Raw genomic sequence first — 16,894 nt, forward strand, 5'->3', positions numbered from 1 at the left:
GGGCCTGAAATCGCGATGTCAAACCCTGAGCGCCAGGTACCATGAAGCACATTCCTCCGTCCTGGATGTGGGCCATGGTCAGTGGGTTGATGGTCGGCGCTTCGTTTCCACCCTCCCTCCTGCCCATCACGGCCGGTCCGGGCCTGGTGGTGTTCCTGTTCGTCATGCGGCGGCAGGAAGATGACACCAATCCCGCCATACCCATCCTCCTGCATATGATGGCAGCCTGGGGTTGGGCGTTCTCGTGGGTCGGCTTCCATGCTGTGCCACATGTGTCCGCGACGTCGATGCTGGTGCTGCTGGCCCTCATCATGCTGGCGACGGCGGCGTCAACCGCCGGTTTCAACTGGGCCGGACTTCCCGGCCTGGCCACGGGACACCTCGCCCTGGAGGGATTGCTGACATACGGACCTGTTTCCATGCCTTGGGTCTCGTCGGGATTCACGGTCAGCGGGACGGTTCTGGCGCCACTGGTTTCGCTGTTCGGAATAGCCGGAACGTCCGTCCTGCTCTGGACGTCGGCCTTGGCCCTCGTCGCGCGCAAGGGGAAACACAGACCGTGGACCAGGATGGTGGCGGTGGCGGCATTCATGTCCCTGTTCACCTTTCTTGGGTCTCATCTCCCCGGGTCCGATGTCACGACTCCCCTGCAGGATCCATTGAACGTGCGGATCGTCCAGCCGAACATGACACCCGACACCTGGGCAGACGTTCAGTCATCGACCCGGGTGGATTCACTGCTGCGTCTGTCCAGCGGATCGGCGGTCGACCTCACCGTTTGGCCCGAGACGGCATTACCGAAGACACCTGCCGACCCGTTGCCGTGGAGGGACTCTGGGGCCGGGTACGGTCCCCGGGGTCCGCTCCCGTTGCCCCTGTTGTCGGGCGGCATCCTGTCCCGGTCGGATACCGCTCCCTGGAATGCAGCAATCCTGTTGATGCCGGACAAGGTGGCAGAGGTCTATGCAAAACAGGAATTGGTACCGTTTGCCGAGTATGTGCCGGGAAGCCGGTGGATATCCGCTCTGTCGGCGCTGGCGGTGGATGCCGGAGGCGTACCGGGATACGCACCCGGTGATCATTCGTCATATTGGACCGTGAACGGATGGACATTGGCCCCCATGATCTGCTTCGAAAGTGTTTTTGCCCTACTGGCCCGAAGACACGCCCGGGAAGGCGCCGATGTACTGGTTGTCCTGTCACAGACCGGATGGTGGTCGCTGCCGCGGGCGGCCCATCAGCACATGGCCTACTCCTCGCTCACGGCCCGAAGTGTGGGTCTGCCGTTGATCGTATCCAGCGTGAATGGTCCCAGCGGTGTTATCGGTGCTCGCGGGAAGGCAACGAAGACCATTCCGCAGGGCGTCCAGGCCACGAGAACCTTCACGGTGCCTTCCGTGAAAGTGGCGACCCCGTACTCCGTCGTGGGTGATTGGCCGGCATGGGTTATCTTTGGATCACTCATCCTCGCCTCAGTCCGGAATCGTCGACTCCGACGCGCGTCCTCCGATCCATGATCCTGTCCACACCCTTCATCCTTGCATCGGCCAGCCCGCGTCGGCGCGATCTGTTGCGCGTTTTCGGTTTCCCGTTTGAGGTCATTCCGTCCAGTACGGCAGAGGTGCATGTGCCGGGAGAAACACCTGATTCCCTCGTCCGGCGCCTGGCGTCCGAAAAGGCCAGGGAGGTCTCTTATTCGCATGAAGACGCGCTCGTTCTGGGAGCAGATACGGTCGTGGTCCTGGACGGCGCAATCCTCGGAAAGCCGGAGGATGCCGACGACGCCCGTGCCATGCTGGCACGTTTGTCCGGCCGAACGCATGTGGTGTATACGGGAATAGCGCTTGAGCATGGTCGCTCGAGGCGGAGTGTTTCGCACGCAAGCCGGACGCACGTCACCATGGATGTGCTGTCACCGGACGAGATCGCCGACTATGTTTCCGGAGGCTCCCCGATGGACAAGGCGGGTGCGTACGGTATCCAGGAAGACCGGGGGGCCATGTTCGTTGCCGGAATTGAAGGCGATTACTACACCGTCGTTGGGCTTCCGTTGAACGCACTGTACCGGATCCTGCTGCGGGACTTCGCAGACCTCATTGTTCGAGCCAGCCCATGATTGAGTCCTCCTTTCCGGAACTGCGTTGCCTGTTGCTGCAGGCCCGCACCGAAGTTGACATGGCCAGTCAGGAGTTGGACTGTTTTGCCGAACGTACGCGTCTGTTGCGTCATCAACTCGGCACGTTCAATGTGACCGATGGCACGCCTTCCCGGGATCTCCTGACGGACAAGGATGTGTTGTTCATCGGAGGCGCGGGCGAATTTTCCGCCACCAGGGATTATGACTGGATGCCGCATGTTCTTGACCTCGTAAGGTTCGCGGTGGATGCGGATGTGCCCATTTTCGGTTCGTGTTGGGGGCACCAGATCATTGCGCGCGCCCTGGGTGGGTGTGTTGAACACGATCCGACCCGGGCCGAGATGGGTTGCCTCCCGGTTCAACTCACGGAGGCTGGGCGCGCGGATGCCCTTTTTTCTCCATTCCCGCCATCCTTTCTTGCCAACATGGGCCATCACGACCGGGTCACCATCCTTCCCGACGGAGCCGTGGAGTTGGCACGCAGCGAATCGCAACCGCACCAAGCCTTCCGCCTGGAAGGTACCCGGGTTTATGGGACCCAATTCCACTCGGAACTCGATGCGCGGCGTGAACGGGAGCGCCTCATCCGGTATCAGCGCTTCTACCGGAACGAGTTGCCGGACGACTCGGCCCTCCAACGCATCATCGACAACCTGGCGGAGACCACGGAAGTCGATCATCTGCTGTTCGACTTCCTGCGATTGGTCACGGGGCATACCCCGGATGCAGCATGACGTCGACCAGGCTTCTCCGGTTCGTTGCACGGGGGGGATCACTGTATCCAAATCGAACCAGCAGCTGAGGAGTCCCGCTTTCTGTCATCATCCCAGTGAGTTCGTCGCGGATGGCATCGATGGCATACATCGAGGCCCGGACGCCGCGCCGTGTTGCGGACAGCAGCACGGCTTCCAGGGACAGACCAGCACGCAGCCAGGACGCCATGCGATCACCACGCGTACTAAGGAGCGCCATGCTGACGTCCTCATCGGCGTCTCCGAAAAACGCGAACGAGGGGGGGCGTTCCCCAGGGAGTCCGTCCCGGGAACGCGACCTGTTCGGGTGTCGCCATGCTTCCAGTTCGCGCAGACGATTTTCACTCAGCCGCGGCAACCGGCCGCTCACATCCGCCAGCGTCCGGATCTGGTTCTGATCCAACCATTGCAGGACCACGCCGCCGTCGTCTGCAATACCAGACAGCGCGTCCCTGATCTTCCCGTCGGAAAGCGGCGCGCGGAAACCCGTCCGGACCGTGCGTCGCTCCCGCATGGCGTTCAGGATGTCCATATCGACGTCCATATGATTCCTGTTCAGGACATCGGTCCTGACCAACAAATCGGCATCCGCAATCTCCGGAAAAACAGACGTGCGAAAATCGAATCCGTATGCGCTCAGAGCCATTTCATAGTTGCACTGGGCCGCTCCACAACTCATTACAAGCGAGCGAACCTGGGGATCAACGACAGCAAGCGCCCGGCTCCGGTCCGCATAGAGAAAGACACTCGAGCCGGATACCTGGAACAGCCAAGGCTGTGTATTGTGCGTTGACGGTGCCAGAACAGCGTACTGGATCAAGAATCGAAGTTGAGCCTGCAACGAAAGCCCGTCCGGAAATCCGGTCGGGCTGACATCCCGGGGATTGTGGCCTTGGTTGGACATCAATACCGACGATGGCGCTGGATATGTGGAGGGAATAGCGACGTTCATGCAAGATTAGGCGTGTATTTTTTCCGGATTTGCCAGCATGGTCTTTTCATTCTTGTAGTGGATTTCCCGACAGGCAGTCAGTTCTTCGCCGCGTCCCTCAGGCGGAACCGGATGGGAATGGACATCCGCACACTCACGGCACGTCCCCGCTGCATTCCCGGCTGGAACGTGAGTTGCATGACGGCCTTGACGGCCGCCTCATCCAGTACTTGACCACTGGAACGGGCAACTTCCGGCATGGCCGGTCGCCCTTCCGGCGTCACAACAATCTGGATGACAACCAGGCCTTCCAATCCAGCCTGCCGGGCGATTTCCGGGTACTCCAGATATTCGTAGACCTTCTGGGCACCCCCGATGATGGTCGGCATCTGCTCGACGACCACGAAGATTTCGGTCTCGTCTTCCTGCTCGGGCTCAGGACTCGCCGGCATGGGTGGCGGTGGAGGAAGGTCTGAAAGAGGAGCATCCAGATCGAGCGTCGCATCCAGATCCAATTCTTCTTCCTCGAACACGAAGTCATCGGGGACCTCTACCGGGACCGGCGGTCGGGGTGGTGGGGGCGCCTTCAGTTCCTGTGTGGTCTGGATGATTTCCTCCATCTGGACGGTTTCCTGATCCACAAGTACGAAGTCCAGCCCCTCACCGGCAGGCGTCAAGTTCATGCGTACCAGGACCACCATGACGGATAGCGACAGGACAAGTCCGGCCATGACCATGGTCCGGTAAGCCGACTTGTGTTCCAGCCCTTCGTTCTTGCGGGGACGGCGCGGATTCTCGAGGAGGATCTCTCGAATGGTTTGGTTGGTTTTCATGTCAACCTCTCTGGGATTTGAACGGGTGTGTTCCAAGCTCACACGCAGATTACCCGTAATCCCAAAGGCCCGGTATAGGGCCAGCACCTTGCACCCTATGCAGGAATACCGTGACCAGGTGTAGTCCCTGGCCCTACACGATCCGTTGCCGACAATGACGTGTTTATCCGGCCTTTTCCCCTTCAACCCACTGGACAGCATGCTGCATGAGTTCGGCCGCGCTGTCCAGATTCAACTTCGTCTTGATCCTTGCACGGTAAGACTCGACGGTCTTGACGGACAGATGGAGCCGCTCTGCGATATCCCGCGTACCCGCTCCCCGTCCGGTCAGCTCGAATACCTCCAATTCCCGATCGGAAAGCACATCCAATGGAGACTCCTTCAAGGGTTCATGTCCCGATGCCATGCCCAGCAAAAGGCGCTCGTTGATCTCTTCCGAAACATAGATTCCACCATTCATTATCCGACGGATGGCTTTGACCATTACGTCAACTGCAGAGAGCTTCATGACGTAACCCCGCGCGCCTGCCCGGATGGCCCGCTCGGCGTAGAGCATTTCGTCATGCCGGGAGACCACCAGGGACCGGATGCCCGGACGGATGGCCTGGATCTGTTTCACCAGTTCGAGTCCACTCATGCCGGGAAGAGAGATGTCCACGACCAACAGATCGGGGTTTTCCTTCTCGATGATCCCCAGTGCATCTTCGGCGCTGGATGCCTGGCCGACCACGGTCAAGTCGGACTCTGCATCGATGGACATGATGAGTCCTTTCCGCATGAGAGGATGGTCGTCGACAACTACAATTCGTGTCATGGCAATAGGGTGTGGTCAGTCAAGAATACGAAGATACGACGCACTTGACGGCTGTACCGCCGGATGGCCGGGAACGGATGGACAATGAACCACCGATGACCCGGGCCCGGTATCCCATGATATCGACACCCATCCCCCGGTCTGCGGACAACTTCTTGGGAAAGCCCACCCCGTCGTCCTCGACGGCCAATTCAACCGCATGTCCTTTCTTGGCCAGGCGAACTGAAATCCGGGAAGCCCGACCGTGCTTGACGGCGTTGCTGATGGCCTCCTGTGCAATCCGATAAAGATTGGACGCCATGCCGCTGTCATCCAACGACAGGTCACCCTGGGACTCCAGGGTGATACTCACGTCAAACATCCGCTCGGCGTTCTTGCACAGGATACGCAGCGCGGCCAGCAGGCCATCTCCCTCCAGTTCAACCTGAACCAATCCCCGGGCCAGATTCCGCGCCAGCTGATCCGCATCCCTTACCAGTTGCGTGATTTCGAACAGATCACCGGCCAACGCGGAGCCCTGCGCCTCCATCTGACGTGCCAGGTTCTGGGTAATCAGACCGATTCCCGTCAGCATCTGTCCCAATCCATCGTGCAGATCCTGACCGATCCTCCGGCGCTCCTGCTCCGAAATGCGCAGGATTTCACTCTCCAGCCGTCTTCGCTCCGTGATATCGCGAACCACCCCCGTAAAAAACACATCCCCGTGCTTGCGAACCTCCGACACGGCCAGGTCCATCGGGAAGGTCGTGCCATCCTTGCGCAGACCATTCACCTCCCTCCCGATCCCGATGATCCGGGCCTGTCCGGTCCGGAGGTAGTTGTTCACGTACTCATCGTGCTGCTCCCGGTGGGGATTCGGCATGAGCATGGAGACGTTGCGTCCAATAACTTCCTCGGCTTCATAGCCGAAAATGGACGCCGCGGCCCGGTTGTAGGATTGGATGATGCCCTTGCTGTCAATGATGATAATGCCGTCCACGGTCGTCTCGAACAAGGCCGCATACTCCCGTTGCCGAATATCCCGGATGCCTACACGCCGTTCTATGAAGGGCAGTCGTTGAACCAGGTGATCCACCGAATAGAACAAGTCGTCAATCGCATCCACGTTGCTGAACTGTTCAGACAGCGACCCGAATGCCAGGCAAACACGCGAGTGCGCTACGCCCAGCGCGGTATCCACCAATCCGGCGGCATCGGGCAAATCCACAATGACGACCAGATCACAATCCAGCGGATTTGCCTGCTCGATCCCGTCCAATGACCCGGCAGCAGCAACCAGGTGCCCGGCCTGTGACATGGCATCCACGACCTCCCCCGCCATCCTGCTGTCCCCTACGACCAGAACGTGCATGCTCCTTCCTCGTGATTACAGATTGGTCGTTGGGAATTCACGCGGCGTAACCAATGCCGTCAGTTGTCCGGATCCGGTAGTCATCCTTCCAGGCACCTGAAGAACGGCCAGGGTCGCGGTTGGAACCTCCAAGGAGGAACCAGCGGCTATCCGGGAAACCAATCCGGACAAGATCGGCTGATGTCCCACCATCATGAGCGTTTCAACGCGCGAAATGTGTTCAGCCAGGATTTCAAATGCTTTGGCAACCGGCGCGAGGTACAGTTCGTCGAGATGGACGACGGGAATATCCTTCCATCCGGCGGCGTCCCGGACCGTGGTCCACGTCTCCCGGGTGCGGGAGGCTGTCGAACAAAGGACAAGTACCGGCACCAACCCATTCCTGTCAAGGAATACCCCAGCTGCTGCCGACTCCTCGCGTCCACGACTGTTGAGTGGTCGCTCATGGTCGGAGTCCGCACCAGCGTACCAATCAGACTTCCCGTGTCGCATGAGCAACAGCGTTTTGTCCAGTACTGAATTCTCGTCGATCATGATCCCCGTACGCACTTGTAGACGGCCTCTGCCCGGTCACACGGACCTCCCACGGGCGGGTTCGCCTTGCGGACCGTAACCTGCACACTGTGGACAATGGGCGCCTCGTCCAGAATCCGATGGGCCATCAAGTACGCCAGGCGTTCAATGAGGAAGAACCGGTTGTTGAGGATGATCTCCTTCGCCAGTGCGTAGACCATTTCATAGTCCACCGTCCGTTCCAGATCATCATTCCGGGCCGCATCCTCGAAGTTGACGGCCATTTCCACATCCACCTCGTATCGCCCCCCTATGCGGTGTTCCTCCTGCATGACGCCATGGTGGGCGTAAAAAACCGCATTGATCAGTCGAACCGTTCCCAATTCCATGGTAATCTTCAGGGTGAAACCCCGTACTTCTCCAGAAGCACCCGTTCTTCGGGACTTGCTTCACCACGGATGGCACGGGATCGTATTCCGGAAAGGAATACGGTGGCATAAACCCCCAATATCGTGTCGGCACGTTTCATATGCTCCGAGAGGATCGATGCCACAACCGGATCCCTGAAGTCGGCGCCGACGTAAATACGCCGCTCCCCGGCAGGTCCGGGCGATGCCTCGGCCGGAAAACTGCGCTCGGGCTCGAACGCACGGTTTCCGTTGTGACATCCCAGGCATTGCGTCGGCACATCCATGGTGCCGTCATGTTTACGGATCCGGTCGACCAGCCGCCCCGACGCATCGTATCCGGCATAGTCCCACAGGGAATCGGCCCGTTTCACCATCGCCGTGGTTTCCACCAATCGGTCCTGGTCGTAGTGGTCTGCAATGAACCACGTGCCGACCGGATACCGCAGCCCTTCCGGTTCGGCGCCGGACTCCAGTGCATGCAGGAGCGCGTCCATGGGTACATGGATGCGTCGTTCCCAGGGGGACATGGAACCCGACACATCCAAACGGAACCAGGCTGGATCGTCCCTGAAGGAGCCTACCGATTCCATGAGGTCTGCCGTCGTGCGTGGCAGTCCGCGTGCTTCGTACCAGGTTTGACGCACGAATGTGGACAGGATATCCCATGTCAACGCTCCGGTCCCGACAGACAGATACAGTGAATCCATGGATGCCATGGCTTGCGGGACCGAGGCGGGGCGGTTCAGATACCAGGCTCCATCCTCGTTCGTCACGAGGCCGGCCGCAACCGGATTGGAGACCGGATCCAGGTAGGAACCGAAATAATAGTGGATCAGGGCATCCTCTCCCGACCGGTCCAGGCGGATGGGTATCCGGCTCGATCCCGACCCGTCATCCTCCGCTGCCGGATTGCAACCAGCGAGCAGTACCAGCATGACGGGTAGAGCCAGCATCCATCGCATGTAGGACATAGAGGCATCACAGACAAATGATCAACGTCCCGGCCCAACGATACCGACATTCGAGGCGTTCCCTTGAGGAATCAGTATTTTGACCGATCCAGAGAGCAATTGAACCTCTCAACTACGCAAATTGGACACAACGCTGCCCATATGGCTCCTAATCATCGGTTTCGCCCTGCTCATCGCAGGACCGGCCATCGGTTGGTTTGCAGCCGTATGGCGCATGCAACGCCGGGAGGAAGAGCTTGACGAGCGCGAGCGTCGCATCCGTCTGAAAGTCCTTGAATTGCAACGCAGCACATTCCAGGACTCGACGACCCGGATCCACGGAGGGCGTGATCCCCAGGATCCGTCCGAAACCGGGGCCGCAGACGTGGAATCAGCGCTCATGACGTCTGTCCGCGAACAATTGGCCCAGGCAGAGTTCGAACGTGTGTCCCTCCAGGAGGAGCATGAAATCGAGCGCACCATCCTGCAGGAAGAACTGCGCGCAGCCCGGGATGAAATCGAGCGCCTCAGGAACGCCCCGGCCTCGTTCGTGGATGTCCCCGAAATGGATCTGTCTGACATCCGATTTGCCGAACCGGAGCCCGAACCGGAGCCCGAACCGGAGCCCGATGACCCATTCGATTTCCATTGGACCGGACCCCTGCCTATTCCTTCACCGGCACATACCCCTGAACCTCCCAGACGTCCTGAACCTCCCAAACGCCCGGCCTTCCAACCAGTATCCGACCTCGTGGAGCCGTCACGGGATACGAGCGGTGCCCCCCCGCTCCAGCGTCTGCTTGGCATGAATGCCGAACAATATGCCCTGCTCGAAGAAATCGGATATGCTACGGTCGACCGGATCGCATCGCTGACCACGGTCTCCGTGGAGCGATTGTCCGGGATATTCGGCGTGCCGGAAAGCGAGATCCGGGAGCATTGGATACCGGATGCACAGAAAGCCGTATTCAGCGCGGAATTCAACCGGACTTGACGCGAGGCGATCGGCCTACGTCGCCAGCGTCACCGCCGGAATGGACGTCAGACTCCGGAATTCGTGGATACGATAGCTCAACTCATCCGCCGTCAGGGTTGCCAGTCGGTCCGGCCCGAACGCTTCTACACAGAATGACGCTACTGCACTTCCATAGACCAGGGCGTTCTTCAACGCACTTTCGTCAATGGGTCCGCACGTCGAGAGATATCCCGAGAAACCGCCCATGAAGGCATCACCGGCACCGGTCGGGTCCTGGATGTCCTCGAGTGGATAGGCGGGAACGGCAAAAACCGTATCGTCGACGAACAACAACGCGCCATGCTCCCCCTTCTTGATCACGACAATGTGGGGGCCCATTTCCCGAATCAACCGGGCCGACCGGATGAGATTCGGCTCGCCAGACAATTCCCGCGCTTCCGAATCGTTGATCACCAGGCAATCAATACGTCGCAACAAGTCCTTCAGGGCCTCGGGCGTATGATCAATCCAGAAGTTCATGGTATCACAGATCACCAAATCTGCATCGGGCACCTGATCCAGGACGCTGGCCTGGACCGTCGGGTCCAGATTGCCCAGGCACAGGATCCGACTGTCGAGATAGGCTGAAGGCACATTCGGACGGAAGGTCGACAGTACATTCAGATCCGTATAGAGCGTATCCCGCGTGTTCAGGTCGTAGTGGTACCGTCCTCCCCACGCAAACGTCTTGCCATCTGCCTGGACTTCAAGCCCTTCCAGATCCACGCCGTTCGAACGCATGACCTGCATGTACTCGTCCGGAAAATCGTTCCCCACCACCGCCACAAGGCGAGGTGACGGACACATGAACCGGGCAGCCATCGTGATGTACATGGCGCTCCCGCCCAGGACACGGTCACGCTGACCAAAAGGAGTCTGGATCCGATCGAAAGCGACCGTACCTACTGCGAGAACACTCATGTTTTTCCGGTTGTGGCAAAGAAAGCGCCCCAAGATACAACGCCTGCCCGTCTTTTTTGGTTGTCGCAGGCGATCCCGGAAACGTAGCCGATCAGCGACCGTATTGGAGGCCAACATCCACGCAGCGCTCTCCTTCCACAACGCATGAAGCTCCGACGGTTGATCCGACTGTTTTTTCTGTCCACGTTGACGTCTGCCTGGCTCCTGATGACGGCTCCCGTCCTGGCACAGCCGGTGAATACGGACGCGGAACGACTGTTCGAAACCGGCTTCGAACAGTTCCAGAACAACGTTTTCGCCAACGCCATTGACTCGTTCAATGAGCTGCGCCGGACCTATCCTGACCATCCCCGTTCGATGGATGCGATGTATTACACCGCCGAAGCCCAACTGGCGCTCGGTCGCGATGAAGAAGCCATCCGCATCCTGGATGCGTTCGATGCGTCCTGGCCCACCCACCCGTTCGCCTTCGGTACCCGGCTCGCCCTGGGCAAGTTCTATTTCGACCGGGGTGAGTGGTCCCGGGCCAGCAACGTCCTGGAAAGCGTTCTGGAACGGAGTCCCGGCCCCGAATCCTCGGCGCTCGCCCTCTACTGGATGGCTGAATCACGGATCCGGATGAATGAACCCGATGCGGCCATCCGGACGTTCCAGCGGATTGTGGATGAATTCCCCGGGACTCCGACCGCCCCGCGTGCCGCGTACGCCATTGCAGTCGCCCAGGTCAACATGGCCCGCTACGACCAGGCAGCCGGCAGCTTCGAGGACCTGGCATCACGCTGGCCGAATTCGGATTATGCGCGCAATGTGGGGCTGGCCCTGGCCGAAGTCTACTACGAACTGGATGATTTCGGACGCACCGCCGACGAAATACGGCGCCAATTGCCCTATCTGGACGGGGTCGCGCGCGACCGGGCGCGGTTCCTGCTGGCCGAGTCGCTCAATCAGCTTCGTCAGCACGACGATGCCATCGTGGAGTACCGGTATTTCACGGAAGGTGACCCCGGCAATCCATACTATCGTCGTGCACTGTACGGCCTGGCATGGAATTACCACCACCAGGAATCCTGGCAATGGGCGGCCGATACGTTCCGCTTGGTCCATGAATCGGGGGCGGATGACCTGTCGGCCGAGTCCATGTATTACGAAGCCGTCAACCGGCGCATGGCCCGGGAGGATGCAGAAGCCGTCCGGATATTCGAGAGCTATGTCACGAACTGGCCGGACCACAGCATGGTGGACCATGGATGGCATGAACTCGGCGTGTTGCAATACCAGCGTCGGAACTGGGCAGAGGCCAGGGATGCATTGTCCGTCTTCGTCAGCGGATTCCCGGAGTCCGACGTCCGTGGTGACGCCCTCATGCACCTTGGAAACGCCCACATCGCCCTTGGGGAATTCGACCCCGCGCTGCAAGCGTTCGATCGGGCCATCGCGCTGGACGCGGCGCCCGTATCCCTGCGTGAAGACATCCGGTTCCAGAAAGCATGGTTGCTTTACAGGAATCGGAATTACCGGGAGGCTTCCGAACAATTCCTGGCACTGTTCGAATCCAATTCCGTCTCCGTGCAAGCCGCCGAGGCCCTGTTCTGGGCCGCCGAAAGCTATTTCCAGGTGGACAATTTCCGCCGGGCCGAGACGCTGTTCGAGCGGTATCTGAACAGCTACCCCGGTGGCAGGCACGTGGACGCGGCCCACTATGCATTGGGCTGGACGTATTTCCGACAAGGTCGTTATACCGAAGCCATCCCGGAATTCCAGCGCTTCCTGAACGCCTATCAGGAAACTTCCGAGACGGTTCCGTACCGCTCCGATGCCCGATTGCGCCTCGCGGACAGCTACTTTGCCCTGAAGCGCTACGCAGAAGCCGTACGGGTTTACGGCCAGATGGCTGCCGATGGCGACGATTATGCCCTCTACCAGATCGGTCAGGCCTACTCCAACGCCGGTGACGCCTTCGAAGCCATTTCCACGTTCCGGCAACTCCTGACCGACTACCCGGATTCGGAGTGGCAGGAGGAATCCCGGTATCAACTCGGATATCTCTATTTTCTGGGCCAGGAATACGAATTGGCCATCTCGACGTGGGAAGAACTCATTGCCGATTTTCCGCGTGATCCGCTCGCCGCCAAGGCGCAGTATGGCATCGGCGATGCCTGGTTCAATGCCGGAGAGACGGAAGCTGCCGTACGTGCCTATCAGCAGGTATTGACCGGTTATCCGGGCAGCCCGTTCACGGCCGATGCCGCCGCAGGCATCCAGTTTGCCCTCATGGCCGACGGGCAGGACCGAAGGGCCGATTCCATCGTGGACTCGCTCGCAACAGCGCTGGCTGGCACTCCGGCAGCCGATCAGCTCCGCTTCCGCCAGGCCGAAGCGAAATACCAGAGTGGTCGCTCCGGAGCTGCTGCTACTGATTTTGCAGCCTTCGTGTCCTCGGACGCCGAGCCCGTTCTGAAAGCCGAAGCATGGTATTACCTGGGAATGATTGCACGGGATGATGCGCGGCCTGCAGAGGCCATGGATGCGTTCCGTCAGGTCCTGCAAGCCCCGGCCACCGCCAACCGCCGGGCGCAGGCCGCGCGCGAACTCGGTCACCTCGAACTGGATGCCGGTAATGCCGAAGCGGCACTCACATCGTTCCAGGCTGTAGAGCGCGCCGCAGAGGGCAATGCCCGGCTGGTGGCGGAAGCGCGGTTCGGGCAAAGTCTGGCCCTCTCTCAATTGGGGCGCGATGCGGAGGCGCGTCGCCTGCTTGAGGATGTGGTGGAGCAAACCGGCTCCTCCCCCGATGCGCACCCGGCTCTCCTGGGTCTTGCCCGTCTGTATCTGGACGAAGGAAATACCAATGCAGCCGTACCCCTGCTGAACCAGCTGGCTGCCGAAGCCCAGGATGAAACCGGTGCCGAAGCCCTGTATCTGCTCGGACAGGAGTATTTGCTCAGAAACAATCCCCGCCAAGCGATAGAAACCCTGGGACGGATGGCCGCGCTCTTTCCCGGCTATCCGGAGTGGATGGCGAAGTCGCTCATGGCCCAGGGACAAGCCTTCGAATCGCTGGGCGAAGCCGGCCAGGCCCTCCAACTCTACAATGAGTTGGTTTCCACCTATCCCGACGCCACCGAGGCCGCCGCCGCACGCGCCCGGATAGCCGCACTGGAGAACTGACCATGAACAATCCGCTCCGAACACTCTCGCATCCGGCACAAGCCATCCGGGCATCCGGTGGGTTGGCCCGTGTCCTGCCGCTGCTCCTTTTTGCATGGGTCACGGTCTCGTCCTCGAGCGCCCAGGACGTGGTGTTGCCGGACCTGGCGCCCCGCGAGGTCGAGATAACGGGAGACCTGACCATCTCGTTTCCTTCGCTTCGTCGACAGCCGCTCATCGGCTTCAATCCTCCGCCCCGGGTCCCGGAAATCCCGGTCTCCCGGATTCCGTTCTCGGAGGCCTACAAACAGCCCAGTGCGGATCTCCCACCCAGCCCGCTCCAGCCGCCGTCTCCCCCGGCCGTCTCGTCCCTTGCCAGTCGGATGCCGGCGCGGGGTTATGTGACGGCGACCGCCGGTCGATATCTGGACCGCACGGTCGAAGGGGTCCTCACACTCAGCCTCACCGAGCGATCATCAACCACTCTGGACATCAACTATTTCGGAACGAACGGCCAGGACGTCGGTCCCGGAAACGCCTCGTCGGCCCGGGATCTGTTCAATGGCGACCTGACCTGGAATCGAATGGCTCCCGGAGGCTGGTTCACGGCCCAGGCCGGCCTGACCAGGAATGCGTGGTCCTTGTTCGGGGCAACGCCGGACGCGTTTTCCGGCGCATCGCCCAATCCGGATCGGACTTTGACGTCCTGGTTCACCGGTCTGGCCCATGAGACCCGGGCCGGCTCCCGCATCGGCAGCCACACCCGACTTGAAGTGGAGCGCACCCTGGTGGAGACCGATATCTTCAATCCGGATGTCCGGGTCGATCCGTCCACGGCACGCCAAACCCAGCGTCTTTCCCTCGACTCCTATCTGGAAATCCCGGCTGGACCCGTCGGTGTACGCTTTGACGTGGCCGGCGGAATGCATGGATTCGATACGGGCAATGCTCTTGACGTTTCCACGCTGAAGTATGGCGAAGCCGCATTGGTCTTTCTGACGCCTCGCGACCGGATTTTGACCCTCGATATCGGAGGTTCAGTCATGGGGTACGACTCCGAAGCGCAGACAGCTTCCGGTTCGGAACGCTACCTGGCCTGGTTTGCCCCCGTCCTCCGTGCGCGATACTGGTTGGGAGGGGGTCTGTTTGTCACCGGAGGAACCCGACCAGGGCTTGAAGCGACCTCATTGAAAGCCGCATACGATGTGCATCCGTTCCTGATGGACGAGCCGCTCGTCCTTCCCCGTATGAATTCGGTGGATGCGTACCTGGGTGTTGAATTGACGTCGGTTTCGTTCAACGGCGTCCTGTCAGCCGGTTGGACCGATTCGCCGTCCGCATCCTATGCACGCGTGCCGACGACATCGCTCAAAGGATATACGAGCGGGTATTTCGCGTATGATCATGCCCGGACCCGAACGACCTGGGTCGAGGGCGATCTGACGTACATCGCATCCACCGCACTCGAAGCCGGCGTCCGCCTTCGCGTACAGGATGCCCAGCTTGAGGAAACGGAACAGGCGCTGCCATTCGTGTCTCCCGTCTCTTCCCGGATCTGGGTGACTTCGTCCTTCCTGGATGCCCGCCTCCAACTGCTTTCAGCCATCCGGTTCGAATCAGCCCGACCCGTACAACCGGGCGGTGACAACGACGGGGATTCCCTGCTGGATGCCGAGTTGAACGGTCAGTGGTGGATCCGTCCGGAGCTGGGCATTACGGTCGGTATCCGCCACCTTTTGTCCGAGCCGACATTCTGGCCCGGCTATCCGCTTGAATCCACTGCCGTACGAGCCGGCCTGCGTTGGCGCTGGTAGCCTTCCATCCGCTATCTTCCATCCATGTCGCTACAGGACCCCGCCACCGTATCTGCCATTGCTGCCCGACTCATGCGCGGGCACGACGTCCGCATGGCCCGTATCGGGATCCTGCGCTCGTCCTGGACCCCTGCACGGCAGGAAGACGCGCAGATATGGCCTCCGTTCGTGGACATCGTACTCGACACCAAGCCCAACCTGGCTGAATCCGAGCCGCCGGTTCCGGTGGATTTCCTGTCCCGGCAAATCCGGGAAAAACTGTCTGACGACGCACGTGTTACGGTCGACGGCCTCGGAACGTTCGAGCAGGAAGCGGACGGTCTCGTTTTTCTTGCAGATGAACGCCTCCGGCACTCGGTGAATGCAGAGTGGGGGCATCTGGAACCCCACGAATTGCCTGCGCCACCGGTATTCGCGACTCCCCCAGAAACCGATTCCGGCCCGATCGCGGAGCCCGAGCCGATTGCTGGGCCTGAGCCTGAGCCCGAGCCGATCGCAGAGCCTGAGCCCGAGCCCGAGCCGATCGCAGAGCCCGAGCCGATCGCAGGGCCTGAGCCCGAGCCCGAGCCGATCGCAGGGCCTGAGCCTGAGCCCGAGCCGATCGCAGAGCCGAACCCTCCTCACCCGTCCCCATCCGGTCCCGTCCCGGAATGGCAGGAATTGGCAACCACCGGAGGCACGTCCAAGTTGTCGGACCGCACGGCTCAAAAGAAACCGAAGGAGCGCAGGAGCGCGGCGGCTTCCCGTCAGGACCGGAAGCGTGAATCGTCACGGATGCCGGTCTGGCTCATGATTGCGGGCGCATTGATCCCTGTCCTTGTCGTGGTCCTCGGAGTGTTGCTCTGGCCCGACGCCTCCGATCCTGTATCCGATGCGTCGGAGAATATGCCGGCAGACACACTGCAGACGGCAGCCAATACCGGCACGGAGGATGACGCCGATGCCGGTACGGACGACGGTATGGCTGCCCCCTCCGATACAACCGTTGTTTCCCCCGTGGAACCGCCGCCGGCCTCCCCAACCGACACTCCCGCCTTGACCTATGCGCTCTCTCGGGGACTGCCCGGTTATACCCTCATCCTCGCATCCGGCATCAGCGAGGGTTCCGCGGTAGCGCTGGCCCGTACATTCTCTGATCTCGGCCTTCCGTATGGAGTATTGACGTATCCATCCGACGGTGGCACGCTCAATAGACTCGCCCTGGGCCAATGGCCTACTGTGGCAGAAGCCGACAGCATGCGGACCATACTTGCGGATCGACTGCCGGAAGGCACGTGGGTCAAGCGACTTGACTGATTTTCCAACC

The 16,894-nt window shown here is 60.5% G+C and carries 15 protein-coding genes; 7 read left to right on the plus strand and 8 right to left on the minus strand.

Annotation, left to right across the window (positions count from 1 at the left end):
• Window positions 1-41: 41 nt before the first annotated feature.
• The 3 genes from lnt to RIE53_03175 are packed head-to-tail and all read left to right on the plus strand — an operon-like array spanning window position 42 to window position 2,871.
• Window positions 42-1,517 carry an apolipoprotein N-acyltransferase gene (gene lnt / locus RIE53_03165; GenBank protein MEQ9103676.1) on the plus strand — a complete coding sequence of 492 codons (1,476 nt, stop codon included), beginning with the start codon at window positions 42-44 and terminating at the stop codon, window positions 1,515-1,517.
• The gene (locus tag RIE53_03170; protein ID MEQ9103677.1) at window positions 1,514-2,116 is read left to right on the plus strand and encodes a Maf family protein; all 603 of its coding nucleotides are present in this window, start codon (window positions 1,514-1,516) and stop codon (window positions 2,114-2,116) included. The genes lnt and RIE53_03170 overlap by 4 nt, the downstream gene beginning before the upstream one ends.
• The gene (locus tag RIE53_03175) at window positions 2,113-2,871 is read left to right on the plus strand and encodes a type 1 glutamine amidotransferase (protein MEQ9103678.1); all 759 of its coding nucleotides are present in this window, start codon (window positions 2,113-2,115) and stop codon (window positions 2,869-2,871) included. Before RIE53_03170 ends, RIE53_03175 begins: the two co-directional genes overlap by 4 nt.
• Here the strand turns inward: RIE53_03175 and RIE53_03180 are convergent.
• The 7 genes from RIE53_03180 to RIE53_03210 all read right to left on the minus strand — a co-directional run bounded on the left by RIE53_03180 (window position 2,843) and on the right by RIE53_03210 (window position 8,676).
• Complete coding sequence (locus RIE53_03180) at window positions 2,843-3,709, minus strand: hypothetical protein (protein MEQ9103679.1); 867 nt, start codon at window positions 3,707-3,709, stop codon at window positions 2,843-2,845. The two genes, RIE53_03175 and RIE53_03180, sit on opposite strands and share 29 nt — an antisense overlap.
• A 209-nt stretch (window positions 3,710-3,918) precedes the next feature.
• Window positions 3,919-4,653 (minus strand): energy transducer TonB, encoded by a 735-nt coding sequence (locus tag RIE53_03185; protein ID MEQ9103680.1) that lies wholly within the window; start codon window positions 4,651-4,653, stop codon window positions 3,919-3,921.
• Between the two features lie 163 nt (window positions 4,654-4,816).
• A complete protein-coding gene (locus RIE53_03190; protein ID MEQ9103681.1) occupies window positions 4,817-5,467 on the minus strand; it encodes a response regulator transcription factor in 651 nt (216 codons plus the stop codon).
• A 19-nt stretch (window positions 5,468-5,486) separates the two neighbouring features.
• Window positions 5,487-6,818 carry a PAS domain S-box protein gene (locus RIE53_03195; protein MEQ9103682.1) on the minus strand — a complete coding sequence of 444 codons (1,332 nt, stop codon included), beginning with the start codon at window positions 6,816-6,818 and terminating at the stop codon, window positions 5,487-5,489.
• A 15-nt stretch (window positions 6,819-6,833) separates the two neighbouring features.
• Complete coding sequence (locus RIE53_03200; protein ID MEQ9103683.1) at window positions 6,834-7,352, minus strand: histidine phosphatase family protein; 519 nt, start codon at window positions 7,350-7,352, stop codon at window positions 6,834-6,836.
• Window positions 7,349-7,720, minus strand: coding sequence for a dihydroneopterin aldolase (folB, locus tag RIE53_03205; GenBank protein MEQ9103684.1), 372 nt, complete (start codon window positions 7,718-7,720; stop codon window positions 7,349-7,351). The genes RIE53_03200 and folB overlap by 4 nt, the downstream gene beginning before the upstream one ends.
• A gap of 8 nt (window positions 7,721-7,728) precedes the next feature.
• Window positions 7,729-8,676, minus strand: coding sequence for a hypothetical protein (locus tag RIE53_03210; GenBank protein MEQ9103685.1), 948 nt, complete (start codon window positions 8,674-8,676; stop codon window positions 7,729-7,731).
• Window positions 8,677-8,833: 157 nt separating this feature from the next.
• Between RIE53_03210 and RIE53_03215 the strand changes: the two genes are divergently transcribed.
• Window positions 8,834-9,685, plus strand: coding sequence for a hypothetical protein (locus tag RIE53_03215; GenBank protein MEQ9103686.1), 852 nt, complete (start codon window positions 8,834-8,836; stop codon window positions 9,683-9,685).
• A 15-nt stretch (window positions 9,686-9,700) separates the two neighbouring features.
• Here RIE53_03215 and RIE53_03220 read toward each other — a convergent pair whose 3' ends face one another.
• A complete protein-coding gene (locus RIE53_03220) occupies window positions 9,701-10,627 on the minus strand; it encodes a PfkB family carbohydrate kinase (protein ID MEQ9103687.1) in 927 nt (308 codons plus the stop codon).
• A 144-nt stretch (window positions 10,628-10,771) separates the two neighbouring features.
• On the opposite strand from RIE53_03220, the gene RIE53_03225 reads away from it, so the two are divergent.
• From RIE53_03225 to RIE53_03235, 3 genes are read left to right on the plus strand one after another with little or no spacing between them, the layout of a single operon-like run.
• Window positions 10,772-13,795: a tetratricopeptide repeat protein gene (locus RIE53_03225; protein MEQ9103688.1), complete on the plus strand. Its 3,024-nt coding sequence runs from the start codon at window positions 10,772-10,774 to the stop codon at window positions 13,793-13,795.
• 2 nt (window positions 13,796-13,797) lie between these two features.
• Complete coding sequence (locus RIE53_03230) at window positions 13,798-15,588, plus strand: hypothetical protein (protein ID MEQ9103689.1); 1,791 nt, start codon at window positions 13,798-13,800, stop codon at window positions 15,586-15,588.
• 24 nt (window positions 15,589-15,612) lie between these two features.
• On the plus strand, window positions 15,613-16,884 hold the full coding sequence (locus RIE53_03235) for a hypothetical protein (protein ID MEQ9103690.1): 1,272 nt from the start codon (window positions 15,613-15,615) through the stop codon (window positions 16,882-16,884).
• The last annotated feature ends 10 nt before the right edge of the window (window positions 16,885-16,894 follow it).

Source organism: Rhodothermales bacterium (assembly GCA_040221055.1).
Lineage (GTDB): Bacteria > Bacteroidota > Rhodothermia > Rhodothermales > UBA10348 > 1-14-0-65-60-17.

Bases quoted from the DNA above. Each gene is read 5' to 3' on its own strand.
- RIE53_03210 (MEQ9103685.1), bottom strand. From the start codon at position 8,676: ATGCTGGTACTGCTCGCTGGTTGCAATCCGGCAGCGGAGGATGACGGG.
- RIE53_03170 (MEQ9103677.1), top strand. From the start codon at position 1,514: ATGATCCTGTCCACACCCTTCATCCTTGCATCGGCCAGCCCGCGTCGG.
- RIE53_03235 (MEQ9103690.1), top strand. From the start codon at position 15,613: ATGTCGCTACAGGACCCCGCCACCGTATCTGCCATTGCTGCCCGACTC.
- RIE53_03185 (MEQ9103680.1), bottom strand. From the start codon at position 4,653: ATGAAAACCAACCAAACCATTCGAGAGATCCTCCTCGAGAATCCGCGC.
- RIE53_03225 (MEQ9103688.1), top strand. From the start codon at position 10,772: ATGAAGCTCCGACGGTTGATCCGACTGTTTTTTCTGTCCACGTTGACG.
- RIE53_03230 (MEQ9103689.1), top strand. From the start codon at position 13,798: ATGAACAATCCGCTCCGAACACTCTCGCATCCGGCACAAGCCATCCGG.
- RIE53_03195 (MEQ9103682.1), bottom strand. From the start codon at position 6,818: ATGCACGTTCTGGTCGTAGGGGACAGCAGGATGGCGGGGGAGGTCGTG.
- folB (MEQ9103684.1), bottom strand. From the start codon at position 7,720: ATGGAATTGGGAACGGTTCGACTGATCAATGCGGTTTTTTACGCCCAC.
- RIE53_03220 (MEQ9103687.1), bottom strand. From the start codon at position 10,627: ATGAGTGTTCTCGCAGTAGGTACGGTCGCTTTCGATCGGATCCAGACT.
- RIE53_03200 (MEQ9103683.1), bottom strand. From the start codon at position 7,352: ATGATCGACGAGAATTCAGTACTGGACAAAACGCTGTTGCTCATGCGA.
- RIE53_03175 (MEQ9103678.1), top strand. From the start codon at position 2,113: ATGATTGAGTCCTCCTTTCCGGAACTGCGTTGCCTGTTGCTGCAGGCC.
- RIE53_03190 (MEQ9103681.1), bottom strand. From the start codon at position 5,467: ATGACACGAATTGTAGTTGTCGACGACCATCCTCTCATGCGGAAAGGA.
- lnt (MEQ9103676.1), top strand. From the start codon at position 42: ATGAAGCACATTCCTCCGTCCTGGATGTGGGCCATGGTCAGTGGGTTG.